We start from the raw sequence: 14262 nt of genomic DNA on the forward strand, positions 1-14262 counted from the left end.
CGGCGCCGTTACCGGTCAGCCGCTCTGCGCGCGTGCGTCTGTGTCCCCCGCACACGCTTTATTGCGGGTCAGGAACCAGGGCAGCATCCGCCCCCCGAGCTCGCGCCCGGTCAGTTCCGCCGCCAGGTTCACCGCGTCCAGCAGACGCGGGACATCGATGCCGGTGCGGTAACCGCATTGCTCCAGCATCAGGACCAGGTCCTCGGTGGCCGTGTTGCCGGCCGCGCCGGGCGCGAACGGGCAACCGCCGAGGCCACCGATGGATGAATCGAAACGCCGCACGCCCGCCTGAAGGGCGGCCCAGGAATTGGCCAGCGCGAGGGCGCGGGTGTCGTGCAGGTGGGCCGACAGGCGGGCGACGTCGAAGCGCGACGCCAGGGCCGTGAAGCCTTCGTACACGGCCGTCGGCGCGGCGGCGCCGATGGTGTCGGCGATGATCACCTCGTCGGCGCCGTTGTCGAACATCTCGCCGGTGAGATCGACCACGCGCTCCAGCGGCACCTTGCCCTCGTAGGGGCACTCGAAGGCCACCGCCACATAGCCGTGGGCGCGCACGCCGTCGGCATGGGCGCGGGCGATGATGCGCTTGCAGACCTCGCGGGTCTCGTCCAGCGACATGCGGATGTTCTTGCGGTTCATGGTGTCGGTGGCGGACAGCACCACGTTCACCGAGCGCACGCCGGCCTCGAGCGCACGCTCGTAGCCCTTCTCGTTGGGGATCAGGGCGGCGTACTCGACCTCGTCGGGTCGCGGCAGGCTGGCGATCAGCTCGCCGGCGTCCGCCATCTGCGGCACCGCCTTCGGGGAAACGAAGCTAGTCGCCTCCATGTGGCGCACGCCGGCGTCGACCAGCAGCTCGGCCAGCCGGCACTTGCCCTCGGTGGGCACCGGCGTCGGCTGGTTCTGGAGGCCGTCCCGCAGGCCGACCTCGTTGATCACGACGGTCTCGGCGCTCATGCCACCACCCCCGCCTCGCGCAGCGCGGCGATCTCGTCCTCGCTCAGACCCAGCACCTCCGCCAGCACCTGGTCCGTCTGCTGGCCCAGAAGCGGCGGCGGCGCGTACGACTCCTCGCCGGTCTCGGACATCTTCATCGGGTTGCCCGGCATCCGGACCTCGCCGCCCTCCGGGTGGGCGACGTTGACCACCATGTTGCGGAACACGACCTGCGGATCGCTCAGCGCCTGCTCGAAGTTGTTCACCGGCGCGCAGGGGATGCGCTTGGCACGAAGCTGCTCCAGCCAATACTTCGCCGGCTTGGTGACCAGCACTTCCTCGATCTTCTCGTTGATGAAGTCGCGGTCGGCGAAGCGTCCGGGCTGGGTGCGGTACTTCTCGTCCTTGAGCTCGGGGACATCGATGACCTCCAGGAGGTTGTCCCAGAAGCTGTCGAAGATCACCGCGATGATGATGTAGTCGTCGGCGGTCTTGAACGTGTTGTAGGGCACGTGCACGAAGTGCGCGTTGCCCAGGCGCTCGGGGTTCTTCCCGGAGAGGAAGAACATGGTCGCCATGTAGTTCAACAGCGAGATCTGGCAGTCGAGCATGGATACGTCGACATGCTGGCCGCGCCCGGTGCGCTCGCGCGCGGCGAGCGCCGCGAGCACGCCCATGGCGCCGAACATGCCCCCGGCGAGATCGCCGATCGGAATGCCGGAGCGTACGGGGTCGCTGTCGGGATGGCCGGTGATCGACATGCCGCCGCCCATGCCCTGGATCACCTGATCGAAGGCCGGGCGCTGGGTATCGGGACCGGTCTCGCCGAAGCCGGTGATGGTGCAGGTGATGATGCCCGGGTTGATCTCGGCGAGGCGGTCGTGGTTGATCTTCAGACGCTCGGTGACGCCGGCGCTGAAGTTGTCGAAGACGATGTCCGCCTTCTCGACCATCCGGTAGAAGAGCTGCAGGCCTTCCTCGGACTTGAGATCGATGCACACGCTCTGCTTGTTGCGGGCCAGCGTCAGGAAATACGCGCCCATGCCGTTGAGCGAATAATCCTCGGCCGTCGCCAGCAGCTTCCGGGTGCCCTCGCCGCGGCCCGGCGGTTCCACCTTGATGGTGGTCGCCCCCAGATCGGCCAGGAGCATGGTGCCGTACGGCCCGGAGAGCATGTGGGTCAAATCGAGTATCGTGATCCCGTCCAAGGCCTTCATCAGTCTCTTCGTCTCCACGCTCGCGGGTTGTATTTCGGGTCGTTCCTGTACCGCCGTCGCCGCCGCCTGTACCGCCGGGCGGCGACCGTCCGCCGGACTGACAGGTTGGGAGCAAGCGCTATGCCAATCCGCGAGCCGGGGCGGCAAAGGCGGACCCGGGGATTGGCAAGAAACTGTTTTTGCAGGTGATTGCCCGGACCGCCCCGTGACGCCGACGGGACCGTCGCCCCCCTTCCCGACCACGCAGTTACCCGTTCTGCTACAGATGTGTTACGTATAGGAAACAGGCAGGCACCCGGGCGCACCGCCGCCCGATCCCACCGAGGTAACGAGGATGAAAGCGCCCAAGCAGCCGCAGCGACGCGCCCGCATCGCGGCGATCAGTTATCGCGGACTCAGCCGGCTGATCGGCAGTCTCACCCCCGAATACGCCGAGCGGGCGGACATGACGGTGATCGACAAGGTCTTCGACGAGGCCACCGAGATCGCGCGCGAGCTGGTGATGCGGGGCCAGGTGGACGTGATCCTGAGCGCCGGCGCGAACGGCGCCTATCTGGCGGACACCCTGGGCATCCCGGTGGTTCGCATCCCGGTCACCGGGGCGGACGTGATGCGCGCGCTGCTCAAGGCGCGGAAGATGTCGGACCACATCGCCGTGGTCACCTACCAGCAGCCCAACAGCGAGCTCGAGGAGATCAAGGACCTGGTCAACCTCGACATCGAGCAGCGCACCTACACCACCATCGACGACGCCAAGGAGACCTTCCGCGAACTGGCCCATCGCGGCTTCCGCGTGATCGTGGGCTCCAGCCTGATCACCGAGCTGGCCGAGCGCGAGGGCCTGACCGGCATCCTGGTGTACTCGCGCAACTCCGTGCGCTCGACCATCGAGGACGCCCTGGAGATCGCCCAGATCCGCTACACCGAGGAGCAGCGCGCGGAGCGCATCAACGCCATCCTGAGCCATCTCAACGAGGGCGTGGTGGCGGTCGACGCGGAACAGAAGGTCCTGCTGACCAATCCCGCCATGGAGACCCTGGCCGGCGTCACCGCCGAGAACGCCCGCGGCCGGCGGCTGGAGGATCTGGTGCCCGAGCTGGCGGTCGGCGAGGTGTTCCGCCACGGCCACGCCTCGCTGGGCCGGGTGGAGAAGATCAACAAGCGCACGGTGGTGACCAACCGCATCCCCATCCGCAGCGACGGCGACATCACCGGCGCGGTGCTCACCATCCAGGACGCGCAGGCGATCTCGCGCGCCGACCGCAGCATCCGCTCGCGCAACCGCCGTACCAAATTCCTGGCCAAGTACGAATTCGGCGACATCGCCGGCCGCTCGCCGGCGGTGCTGCGCGCCCGCGAACTCTGCGAGCAATACGCCGAGACCGACGCCACGGTATTGATCACCGGCGAGACCGGCACCGGCAAGGAGTTGTTCGTCCAGGGCATCCACAACGCCAGCCGGCGCCGCAACGCCCCGTTCGTGGCGGTCAACTGCGGCGCGATCCCGGACAACCTGCTGGAGAGCGAGCTCTTCGGCTACGAGGAGGGCGCCTTCACCGGTTCGCGGCGCGGCGGCCAGACCGGCCTGTTCGAACTCGCCCACACCGGCACCATCTGCCTCGACGAGATCGGCGAAATGCCGGTTTCGCTGCAGACGCGGCTGCTGCGGGTGCTGCAGGAGAAGGTGGTGTTGCCGTTGGGCGGCGACCCGGTACCGATCGACGTGCGGGTGGTCGCGGCCACCAACTGCGACCTCAAGCAGGCCGTGGAGGACGGCACGTTCCGCCGCGACCTGTACTACCGCCTGAATATCCTGCAGGTGAACCTGCCGTCCCTGCGCGAGCGCGGCGACGACGTGCTATTGCTGTCCGCCAAGCTGCTGCGGGACAAGCTGGGCTCGCTCGCGGGGGAACGCGACGTGGACGGCCTCGTCGAGCGACTGGCGCCCTATCTCCAGGCGCATGCCTGGCCCGGCAACGTGCGCGAGCTGGAGAACGTCATGGAGCGCCTGGCGGTGCTCTGGGCGGAGTCCGAGGACTTTCTGTCGCGCAACGTCGAGCGCCAGTTGCGCACCATCGTGCCGGAGTTCTTCGCCGCGGCGGACACCCCGCCGCCGGAGGACGCCGACTCCCTCAAGGAATTCGTCGAGCGCACCGAGATCCAGCGCATCCGCGACGCCGTCGAGGAATGCCACGGCAACATCAGCGAGGCCGCCCGCAAGCTCCAGCTCAGCCGCACCACGCTCTGGCGCAAGCTGCGCCGGCACGACCAGGAAGGCGCGACGGCCACCGCCGAGTGACCGTCTCCGGCGGTGGCCAATAAGAATATCGACCACAGAGGCGCACAGAGGGACACAGAGGAACATAACTGTTGTCCCGGATGCCGCGGCAGCGGCTATCCGGGCCAGGGCAGGGGCCGTCTGGATGCCGGATTCAGCACGAAAGCCTTTCCCGGACACGATCCAGGGCCCCATCAAAAACCTCTGTGCGCCTCCGTGCGCCTCTGTGGTTTCATTCCCCGCCAACCAAAGCCTGTAAGCCGGAATACTCCGACATGCCCGGCGATTCGCCGGAAACGGGCCTGACAACCCTTACCCCTGACGGAAGGTCACGACGGCGGAAAGCGCCTCGGCAAACGGCCGGCAAGAACATGGACCACAGAGGCGCACAGAGGGACACAGAGGGACACAGAGGGACACAGAGGAAAATGACTTTTGTCCCGGATGCGATCCAGGGCGCCCATCAAAAAACCTCTGCGCGCCTCCGTGCGCCTCTGTGGTTTCATTCCCCAGGCCGAGATGCCGAGCGCAGTAGTCTTGCAGACACCCTCTCAGCGGAGGACGTTCTCTCCGCTCATGAACACGTAAACCCGCTGGAACTTGCCGTCGCGGCAATACCAGAAGTTGCAGTTGTGCAGCTCGACCTCGCCGCCGTCGTGATCGACCAGGCGCACGTCGAAACGGGTCGCGATGCACTCGTTCTCGACATCCACGGTGTGCTCGAAGTTGCCGTGCCAGATGACCTGGTAGCTGTCGAACAGGGTCTGGAACATCTCGCGGACGCCGGCGTCGCGGCCCTCGTGGGTGATGGGGGCGGTCTGCACCGTCAACGAACCGTCTTCCTGGAAACAGTCCAGGACGGCCTGCATGTTCTTCCGGTCGACGTTGCCGAAATAGTGTTTCTCGACCATGTCGATGTAGTGCTGACGCGGAAACGCTGCCATGGGGTACCTCCTCAGGCTGTGTTGTCGGGGGCCCGCAGGGAATGGAATATCCCGTCCTGCGGGGTCTCGGGGGGCGGATAGGCCCGTTTGCTGTGGGTCAGGCCGAGCTGCAGCAGCAGCTCGCACTGCTTGTACATGACCAGGCCCGGGTTCACGACCGGCACCGGCAGGCGCTCGGCGAGCCAGGGATGCGACTGGTGCATGGTGGTGGAGCCGAGCACGATGACGTCGGCGCCGTCCTCCTCGATCGCGGCGCGGCACTGGGCCTCCAGCCGCGGGAACAGGACCTCCTCCTTGCCGGCCAGCAACTCGTTGAGATCGGGCCGGGTGTCGATCGAGCGCATCGAGGCCAACCGCGGCCAGAGACCGTGACGTGTCAGCGACTCGCGGTAGAGCGGGAACCAGGTATCCCACATGCTCACGATGCTGAAACGATGCCCGAGCATGCAGGCCGTGTGGAACGCCACCTGGCCCGGCCCCAGCACCGGGATGGTGAGCCGCGAGCGCAGCGCCAGCAGCCCGGAATCGCTGACCGTGTCGATACAGACCGCGTCGCAACCGTCCGCCTCGGCGCTCAGCCCGGCCTCGGTGATGGTCATGTCCATCAGCAGGGTCTCGTAGTAGCTGTCCGCCAGCCGCGCCCCGGTGCGCACCGACACGAAGGTCGGCTCGAACCCGGGCAGCGCCAGGTCCGAGGGCAACTGCGCGGCGCGATTGGCGACCCCCGCCTCGTCCATGGGCACCGGCACGATCACGCGGATTCTGCGGGTCATGACTGCTCTCCTCCTCGATACGACCCCGCATGACTGGCAAGAATGAGGCCACCGCCGCGGACGGACGCAACCGTCTGTTTGCGCTGCAAATGCCGCGACGTCCGGACGGGGCCCGCACCATGTGCATGACGCGTCCGCAACGGTGGCGTCGCATCGCTGCAACCATCACCCCCGCGGCCGGGACATGCCGGCATCGCCATCGCACGGGGAAAAACGCCAATGCGCACGGGCACCTGGCGCGGCCGGCGGGCACGACCCCGGATGACCGGCACGCTCCTTGCCACCTCCACCCGCAGCAAACCCATCCTGCGAGTGGAGATATGACCGACCAGAACAACCATCCGGGAGAGGACCGCTATCCGACCCTGTTCTCGCCGCTGACCATCGGCAACATGCAGGTGCGCAACCGCATCATGCAGACCGCCCACGCCAAGGTCTTCGGCTACCGAGACGGACTCACCAACCGGCGCGAGATCCACTACCAGCGCGAGCGCGCCCGCGGCGGCATCGGTCTGATGATCACCGGCAACCGCCTGGTGCACCCCACTTCCAATACCGCGTCACGCGGCTTCAACTGGGGCTACCGCAAGGAGATCATCGAGCGCGAGCGGGCCCTGACCGACGCCGTCCACGAGCACGGCGCCAAGATCATCGCGCAGCAGAACCACTTCGGCGTCAACGGCTCCAGCTCGGCGATGGACGATTACCGCGTGCTGTGGTCGGCCTCCAACGTGAAATCCCCCGCCTTCGGCGAGACGCCCAAGCCGATGGAGCCCGAGGACCTGGAGTCGGTCGCCGAGCACTGGGCGTTGTGCTGCGCCTATTCCCGCGAGGGCGGCTTCGACGGCGTGGAGGTGCACCTGGCGCACAGCTACCTGCTGCACCAGTTCATCTCCGAGCTGTTCAACAAACGCACCGACGAGTACGGCGGCAGCTTCGAGAACCGCATGCGCTACCCACTGGAAGTCATCCGCCGGGTACGCGAGCGCGTCGGCGACGACTTCGTGGTCGGCATCCGCATCCCGCTCACCGAGATGGCGCCGGGCGGCTTCGAGGTGGACACGGCGGTGCGCATCGCCAAGACCGTGGCCGACACCGGCCTTATCGACTACGTGAACACCACCGCCGCCACCTACCACAACATCGGCTACGGCATCCCCACCAACGACGTGCCCGAGGGCTGGCTCCTGGAGCGTCTGGCCCAGGTCAAGGCGGCGGTGGACCTGCCGGTGTTCGCGGTCGGCGGGATCAAGGATCCCACCATGGCCGAGAACGCCCTGCGCTCCGGACAGGCGGACATGATCGCCATGACCCGCGAGCAGATCGCCGACCCCGAGTACGCGCGCAAGCTGCGCGAAGGCCGCGACGACGAGATCACCCACTGCATCCGCTGCAACCAGGGCTGCATCGGACGGCTCTTCCAGGCCCGCCCGATCACCTGCATCCTCACGCCCGGCACGGGCCGCGAGGAGCGCCTGGGCCGCGACACTCTGGTGCCCGCGGCGAATCCCGGCCACTGGGCGGTGATCGGCGGCGGCCCGGCCGGCATGAAGGCGGCGGTCACCCTGGCCGAGCGCGGTCATCGCGTGACGCTGTTCGAACGTGACGAGACTCTGGGCGGACAGATCAAGCTGGTCCTGGAGCAGCCGCACCGGGGCAGCTTCGCCTGGATACCGCACGACCTGGGCAAGCAGATGGACCGCCTCGGCGTGGACGTGCGCCTGGGCACCGCCGCCGACCGCGCCGCCATCGAGGCGCTGGCGCCCGACGGCGTGATCGTGGCCACCGGTTCACAGCCGCGGACCACCGGCTTCTCCAGCGTCAACCCGATGGTGCCGGTGGTGCCGGGCACCGACCAGGACAACGTGCTCACCACCCCCGACGTGCTGCGCGATCCGGCGCGGGCCGGCAAGCGCACCCTGATCCTCGACGACGACGGCAGCCGCTACGTCCTCGGCACCGCCGAACGTCTGCTCGCCGAGGGCTGCGCGGTGCATATCGTCACCCGCTTCAACGGCATCGGGCCCAACCTGGCGCCGACCCTGGACCTGCCGATGGTGCTCAACCGGCTAGGCGAGGGCGGCATGGAATACACCGTCAATCACTGGATCAAGTCGATCGAGGGCGACACCGCCACGGTGTTCGACATCTTCACCGGCCGCGAGAAACGGCTCGAAGGCTTCGACAGCTTCCTGCTGTGCACCGGCCACGAGGCCGAGGACGGACTCTACTTCGAGCTCAAGGAGGCCCTACCCAACGTCCACCGCATCGGCGATTGCCACGCCCCGCGCCAGGTGGAGCACGCGATCTACGAAGGCGTGCTCGCCGGGCGTGAGCTGTTCGACCCGGCGACCCGCTACTTCGAATGCGGCGAACTGGAACAGTGGCCTTGATATATCAACCACAGAGGCACAGAGGCACAGAGGAAGGTCTGAATGTAAGCAAATAACCCCGGCGGACACGGTAAGTGAGAGGGTTGAAGAGCCACCTCGTATGCTTGTGTTCCCGTGGTTGCATCAAGACTTCAAAATCTGTGCATCGCTCCGTGTCTCTGTGCCTCTGTGGTTAGTCCGCATCAATCGGCGTCGTCGGCGATGATGTGGGCCGAGGTCAGGCCGCCGGTGACGGCGTCGTCGAAATAGGCGATGCGCCAGTCCTTGTAGGCCAGGTAGGGCGGGCCCTTCATGGGCAGCCCCGCGGCCTGCAGGCGCTCGTAGGCGTCGTCCACGTCCGCCACGCCGAAGGCCAGATGAAAGAAGCCTTCGCCGTGACGCGCCAGGTAGGCATGCAGCGGGCTGTCGGGCGTGGCCGGGGCGACCAGCTCGATGTTGACGTTGGCCAGCTTGAAGATGGCCACCTCGGCGCCGCGCGAGTGCACCGGCCCGCGCTCGGCCAACGGCACCGCCAGCAGCGTCTCGAAACGCTCGATGGCGGCGTCCAGGTCGCCGACCACGAAGGACAGGTGATGCAACCGGTCCAATGCCGGGCGCTCGCCGTCGTTCGCGGCCCCGCTCACGGTTCACCCCCGCCGGCGTCGACCCGGTCCGGGAACAGCCACGGCGCCTCGCGCGCGCGGCGTGCCTCGTAGGCACGGATCGCGTCCGCCCGCTGCAGGCTCAGGGCGATGTCGTCCAGGCCTTCCAGCAACCGCGTCTTGATCGAGGGCTGGATATCGAAGCCGATGCGCTCGCCGTCCGGGGTCGTCAGCGCCTGTGCCGCCAGATCGACGTGCAGGGCGTAGCCCTCGCGCTCGTCCACGGCCCGGAACAGACGGTCCACCTCGGCTTCGTCCAGGGCGATACAGAGCAGGCCGTTCTTGTAGGCGTTGGCGAAGAAGATGTCGGCGAAGCTGGGCGCGATCACCGTCCGGAAGCCGGCGTCCATCAGCGCCCAGACCGCGTGCTCGCGCGACGAGCCGCAGCCGAAGTTCTCGCGTGCCAGCAGGACGGCGGCATCGGCGTAGCGCGGCCGGTTGAGCACGAAGTCCGGGTTCTGCGGCCGACGCGCGCAGTCCTGGCCGAGTTCGCCCTCGTCCTCGTAGCGCCAGTTGTCGAACAGGAACGGCCCGAGGCCCTCGCGGGTAACCGCCTTGAGGAATTGCTTGGGGATGATGGCGTCGGTGTCGACACTGGCGCGGTCCAGCGGCGCCACCACGCCCGTGAATGCGCGGAACGGTTCCATGGTCAGACCTCCTCCTGGCGCGGATCGACGAAATGGCCGTGGACGGCGGCGGCCGCCACCATCACGGGGCTCGCCAGGTGGCTGCGCCCGCCGCGCCCCTGGCGGCCCTCGAAGTTGCGGTTCGAGGTCGAGGCGCAGCGCTCGCCCTCGGACAGCCGGTCGGGATTCATGCCCAGGCACATCGAGCAGCCGGCGCCGCGCCATTCGAAACCGGCTTCGATGAAGATCCGGTCCAGCCCCTCGCGCTCGGCCTGCGCCTTGACCAGGCCGCTGCCCGGGACCACCAGGGCCTGCTTGATGTTGGCCGCCACGCGGCGGCCGCGCACCACGGCGGCGGCGGCCCGCAGGTCCTCGATGCGGGCGTTGGTGCAGGAGCCGATGAAGACCTTGTCCAGCGGCACATCCTGCAGGCGGCTGCCCGGTTTCAGATCCATGTAGGCCAGGGCCTCGGTCATCGCCCGGCGCCTGCCGGCGTCGGACTCGTCCGCCGGATCGGGCACGCGGCCGGTGACCGGCATCACCATGCCCGGGGTGGTGCCCCAGGTGACCTGCGGCTCGATGGTCGCGGCGTCCAGCTCGACCTCGCGGTCGAACACCGCACCCTCGTCGCTGACCAGCTCGCGCCACGCGCTCTCGGCCCGCGCCAGGGTCTCGCCTTCCGGCGCGTACGGCCGGCCCCGCACGTACTCGATAGTGGTGTCGTCGACCGCGACCATGCCGGCGCGGGCGCCGGCCTCGATGGACATGTTGCACACGGTCATGCGGCCCTCGACCGACAGCGACCGAATGGCACTGCCGGCGTACTCGATCACGTGGCCGTTGCCGCCGTCGGTGCCGATCTCGCCGATCAGGGCGAGGATGATGTCCTTGGCGCCCACGCCGGGCCCCAGCTCACCCTCGACACGCACCCGCATGTTGCGGGACTTGGGCATCGCCAGGCACTGCGTGGCCATCACGTGCTCGATGTCCGAGGTGCCGATGCCGAACCCGAGCGCGCCCAGGGCGCCGTGGGTGGAGGTGTGCGAATCGCCGCAGACCACGGTCATGCCCGGCAGCGTCAGGCCCTGCTCGGGGCCGATGATGTGGACGATGCCCTGGCGCCGGTCGGTCAGCGGGAACAGGGTGACGCCGAAATCGCGGCAGTTGCGTGCCAGTGCCTCGAGCTGGATCTTGGCGATGGGATCGTCGATGCGCTCGCGGTGGACGGTGGGCACGTTGTGGTCCACGACCGCCAGGGTGGCGGGTATCCGCCAGAAATCGCGCCCGGCCAGACGCATGCCCTCGAAGGCCTGCGGCGAGGACACCTCGTGCACCAGGTGGCGGTCGATATACAGCAGGGACGTGCCGTCGTCGTTGTCGCACACGACGTGCGCCTCCCAGAGCTTGTCGTACAGGGTCTTGGCGGTCATATGGTTCTCCTCCGTCCTTGTGTCCCCGCTAGCGGTCGGCGGCATGGCCGGGGCGGAAACTGCGCCCCAGCAGGAACACCCCGGCGAGCGCCATCGCGAAGCCCAGCCATTGCCAGGGCCGCATCGACTCGCCCAGGAACGCGTATGCCATGCCCACCGTGAACACGGGTCCCAACAGGTTGATCGCCGCCGAGGAGTCGGTATCGATCCGGCGCAGACCCTCGGCGATCAGCAGGATCGGCAACACCGTCGACACCAGACCCAGACCGACAGCATGGGCGTACACCGGCCATGACTGATCGAGCAGGAGATGCCCCGGCCGGGTCGCCAGGAAGTGCGCCAGGGTCGCGCCCCCGGCGATGCTCATCAGATAGGTCGAAAAACGCACCGTGGCCAGGCGCCGCACCAGGTCGCCGGCCGTGAGGTAGTAGGTCGCGAAGATCAGGGCCGCCGCGAGGATCAGCGCCAGCCCCAGCCACTCGCCCTGGAACTGCTCGCGGCCGCCGGCCGCCAGGGTGACCACCACGCCGCCGTAGGCCAGCCCCATCGAGAACCAGGTCGCGGCACGCAGGCGCCGGCGGGCGAAGAGCGCCCCGAGCAGCACCACGAAGCAGGGATACAGGAACAGCAGGATGCGTTCGAGGATCGCGGTGACTGTCTGCAGCCCGTAGAAATCCAGGAAGGAGGCGAGGTAGTAGCTGGCGAAGCCGGCCCAGGCCATCCGCAACCAACCGCCCCGCCCCAGCGGCAGGCCCGGCTCGCGCGAGATCAGCAGGAGCAGCCACAGCACCGGCACCGCGACCAGCGAGCGCAGGGTCATCAGCGTGATCGGGTCCACGCCGTACGGATAGGCGAGCTTGGTGAAGATCGCCTTGGCGGAGAAGCCCAGCACCCCGAGCACGGTGGCAGCATAGCCGATGCGCCGCCCCGCCCGGCCGCCGTCCGTCATGGTCACCGGTCGCGGTGCGCGGCGGGACGATTCCGCCGCGGCGCGACCGGCCGTCGGCGATCGCCATCGTCGCTCGTCGTCTCGACACTCATACGGGGACGATCGCAAGCTTCGCGCCAGACCGATCCGATCGGGGAGACCGCCCGCAAGTCATTGTCGAAACGGATGAAACCGCGTCGCCCGTCGGCCTCCGGCAAAATCCGCGGCAACGGCTGTTTCAGCCCCGTTACCGTCACGTTTCGCATCTGCGCCTGTGTGCGCCGGAACGCGCCCCGCCAGGCACTAAGGTTCGCTCCCGTACGGCCGATCTATGGCCTATCGGCCGCGGTAGCACGGAACCCGCCCGGACACGGGCGATCGCGGGGCGGCCGACCGATTGGCATACGGGTGAACGTTTATGGCAAGACCGCAGTCTGCCTTGGGACCGACCTTCGCCGCGGGACGGCGGCGCCGCTGGCGCGGCCTGCCCGAGCTGGGCTTCCGCCCGGCCATGGAGGCACGTTTCCGCGATTACAAGATGGACCGGCGCCGCGGCCTCATGAGCGTCGGCCTGCTCCTGGCCGCGGGCATGCAGCTCGCGTTCGTCTTCCTGGATCGCGTCGTGCTGGGCGGCCACATGGCCTGGTGGGAGGCGGGGCTGCTGATCGGTCTGGTCACGGTGCCACAGGCCGGACTGGCCCTACTGGTGCGCACGCGTCTGTCGTCGGACAACCTGCGCCGTGCCGTACCCGCCGCGGTCGTCTGGGGCGCCCTCGTGATCTGCGCCTTGCTCGCGGTCGGGCCCGGTATGCGCAACGGCCTGCCGTATGCCTGGGAGGCGACCATCCTGCTGGTGATCTTCGCCTGCGTGTTCACCGGCCTGCGCTTCAGCCGGCTGCTGGCGCTCTGCCTGTTGGTCTTCGCGGCTTACCTGGGCTTCCAGATCCTGGCGAACGCGGATTACCGGGCCCTGATCTACGGCGCCTATTTCCTCGCGATGGCGGGCACGCTGAGTCTGACCGGCGAGTACCTGCTGGAGCGCAGCGAGCGTTTCGAGTACCTGTTCCGGCTGCGCCTCAACCGCCAGATCGACCGCGACCCGCTCACCGGCCTGAGCAACCGGCGCGTGCTCTACCGCTCGCTGCGCACCGTCCTGGACCTGGGACGGCGGCAACAGCGGTACGTGGCGGTGGCGATGATCGATGTCGACGGCTTCAAGGAGTACAACGACCGCTTCGGACACCTCGCCGGCGACCGCCACCTGCGCCGGGTGGCGGCGGTGTTGCGCAAGGCGGCGCACCGCCCGCTGGACTGCGCCGCGCGCTTCGGCGGCGACGAGTTCTGCATGATCTGGTACGACGTCGGCCCCGACGGCGCCGAACGTATCGCCGAGCGCATCGACGAGTTGGCCCGCGAGGCCGGACTGGCGGGCACGCTCAGCATCGGCAGCGTGGTGATCCCGCCGGACGAGTTCAGCGAACGCGGCGCCGTTAACACGCGCACCGCCGATATCGTCCTCCAGTACGCCGACCGCCAGCTCTATCGCGAGAAACTGCGGCGCAACGGCGGGGCCGGGGACGCTTGATCCCCGCGATGGCCAATCGCGGCGGCAGCGTCAGGCCCGGCACCATGTCCTTCGGCAACCACGCCGCGATATTCCGGGCCGATGCCGTCCGGCGGCTGATCGAGCACGCGCGGACGTGCCGGCGCCACGCGGAAGCGTCCCCCGACTCGGCGGGCCACGCCGGAGGCCCGGATGGCGCGCCGGCCGGCCTGCACCTGGTCGCCGACATCGCCGTGTACCTGACCTCGAACGGGCTGCCGCCGATGGCCGCCGACAACGGCTCCGGCGTGTTCGCGGCCTATGCCGAGCAGTTCTATCCGCTCAAACCCGACCCGACCCGGCCCGCGGCGGACGACGAACCGGTCGTGGCATGCCGCTTCGTGCCGCTGGAACAGATCGAGCCCATGGCCGAGGTGTACGATCATCTGTTCATAAAGCTCCGCGGCGACGATCTGGAGATCGGCGGCTTCAACGCCTGACCGAACGCCGCGCCCCGCTTTTACCGGCGGGGTGAAAATTCTGTAGGGTATAT

Annotated in this window: 12 protein-coding genes; 4 read left to right on the top strand and 8 right to left on the bottom strand. The window is 68.2% G+C overall.

The features are described 5' to 3' along the window. Positions 1 to 15: 15 nt before the first annotated feature. Positions 16 to 957, bottom strand: coding sequence for a hydroxymethylglutaryl-CoA lyase (locus tag PC39_RS07600; RefSeq protein ID WP_353252778.1), 942 nt, complete (start codon positions 955 to 957; stop codon positions 16 to 18). Continuing rightward, a complete protein-coding gene (locus tag PC39_RS07605; protein WP_353252779.1) occupies positions 954 to 2153 on the bottom strand; it encodes a CaiB/BaiF CoA transferase family protein in 1200 nt (399 codons plus the stop codon). Before PC39_RS07605 ends, PC39_RS07600 begins: the two co-directional genes overlap by 4 nt. A gap of 334 nt (positions 2154 to 2487) precedes the next feature. Between PC39_RS07605 and prpR the strand changes: the two genes are divergently transcribed. Next, the gene (prpR, locus tag PC39_RS07610) at positions 2488 to 4452 is read left to right on the top strand and encodes a propionate catabolism operon regulatory protein PrpR (RefSeq protein ID WP_353252780.1); all 1965 of its coding nucleotides are present in this window, start codon (positions 2488 to 2490) and stop codon (positions 4450 to 4452) included. A gap of 530 nt (positions 4453 to 4982) precedes the next feature. Here the strand turns inward: prpR and PC39_RS07615 are convergent. After that, the gene (locus PC39_RS07615; RefSeq protein WP_353252781.1) at positions 4983 to 5375 is read right to left on the bottom strand and encodes a nuclear transport factor 2 family protein; all 393 of its coding nucleotides are present in this window, start codon (positions 5373 to 5375) and stop codon (positions 4983 to 4985) included. 11 nt (positions 5376 to 5386) lie between these two features. Then, positions 5387 to 6148, bottom strand: a complete 762-nt coding sequence (locus PC39_RS07620; protein WP_353252782.1) for an aspartate/glutamate racemase family protein — start codon at positions 6146 to 6148, stop codon at positions 5387 to 5389. A gap of 320 nt (positions 6149 to 6468) precedes the next feature. On the opposite strand from PC39_RS07620, the gene PC39_RS07625 reads away from it, so the two are divergent. Further along, positions 6469 to 8541: an oxidoreductase gene (locus PC39_RS07625; protein WP_353252783.1), complete on the top strand. Its 2073-nt coding sequence runs from the start codon at positions 6469 to 6471 to the stop codon at positions 8539 to 8541. A 182-nt stretch (positions 8542 to 8723) separates the two neighbouring features. On the opposite strand, the gene PC39_RS07630 is transcribed toward PC39_RS07625, so the two are convergent. The 4 genes from PC39_RS07630 to PC39_RS07645 are packed head-to-tail and all read right to left on the bottom strand — an operon-like array spanning position 8724 to position 12187. Further along, complete coding sequence (locus PC39_RS07630) at positions 8724 to 9164, bottom strand: VOC family protein (protein WP_353252784.1); 441 nt, start codon at positions 9162 to 9164, stop codon at positions 8724 to 8726. Further along, on the bottom strand, positions 9161 to 9829 hold the full coding sequence (gene leuD / locus PC39_RS07635; RefSeq protein WP_353252785.1) for a 3-isopropylmalate dehydratase small subunit: 669 nt from the start codon (positions 9827 to 9829) through the stop codon (positions 9161 to 9163). The genes PC39_RS07630 and leuD overlap by 4 nt, the downstream gene beginning before the upstream one ends. 2 nt (positions 9830 to 9831) lie before the next feature. Beyond that, the gene (gene leuC, locus PC39_RS07640) at positions 9832 to 11238 is read right to left on the bottom strand and encodes a 3-isopropylmalate dehydratase large subunit (RefSeq protein WP_353252786.1); all 1407 of its coding nucleotides are present in this window, start codon (positions 11236 to 11238) and stop codon (positions 9832 to 9834) included. 28 nt (positions 11239 to 11266) lie between these two features. Then, on the bottom strand, positions 11267 to 12187 hold the full coding sequence (locus PC39_RS07645; RefSeq protein ID WP_353252787.1) for a DMT family transporter: 921 nt from the start codon (positions 12185 to 12187) through the stop codon (positions 11267 to 11269). Positions 12188 to 12584: 397 nt separating this feature from the next. Between PC39_RS07645 and PC39_RS07650 the strand changes: the two genes are divergently transcribed. Together PC39_RS07650 and PC39_RS07655 are read left to right on the top strand one after the other, a co-directional pair. Then, positions 12585 to 13751 carry a GGDEF domain-containing protein gene (locus PC39_RS07650; protein WP_353252788.1) on the top strand — a complete coding sequence of 389 codons (1167 nt, stop codon included), beginning with the start codon at positions 12585 to 12587 and terminating at the stop codon, positions 13749 to 13751. Between the two features lie 8 nt (positions 13752 to 13759). Next, a complete protein-coding gene (locus PC39_RS07655) occupies positions 13760 to 14209 on the top strand; it encodes a hypothetical protein (protein ID WP_353252789.1) in 450 nt (149 codons plus the stop codon). Positions 14210 to 14262: the final 53 nt, after the last annotated feature.

The sequence above is a fragment of the Salinisphaera sp. PC39 genome (genome assembly GCF_040361335.1).
Classification (GTDB): Bacteria; Pseudomonadota; Gammaproteobacteria; order Nevskiales; family Salinisphaeraceae; genus APNM01.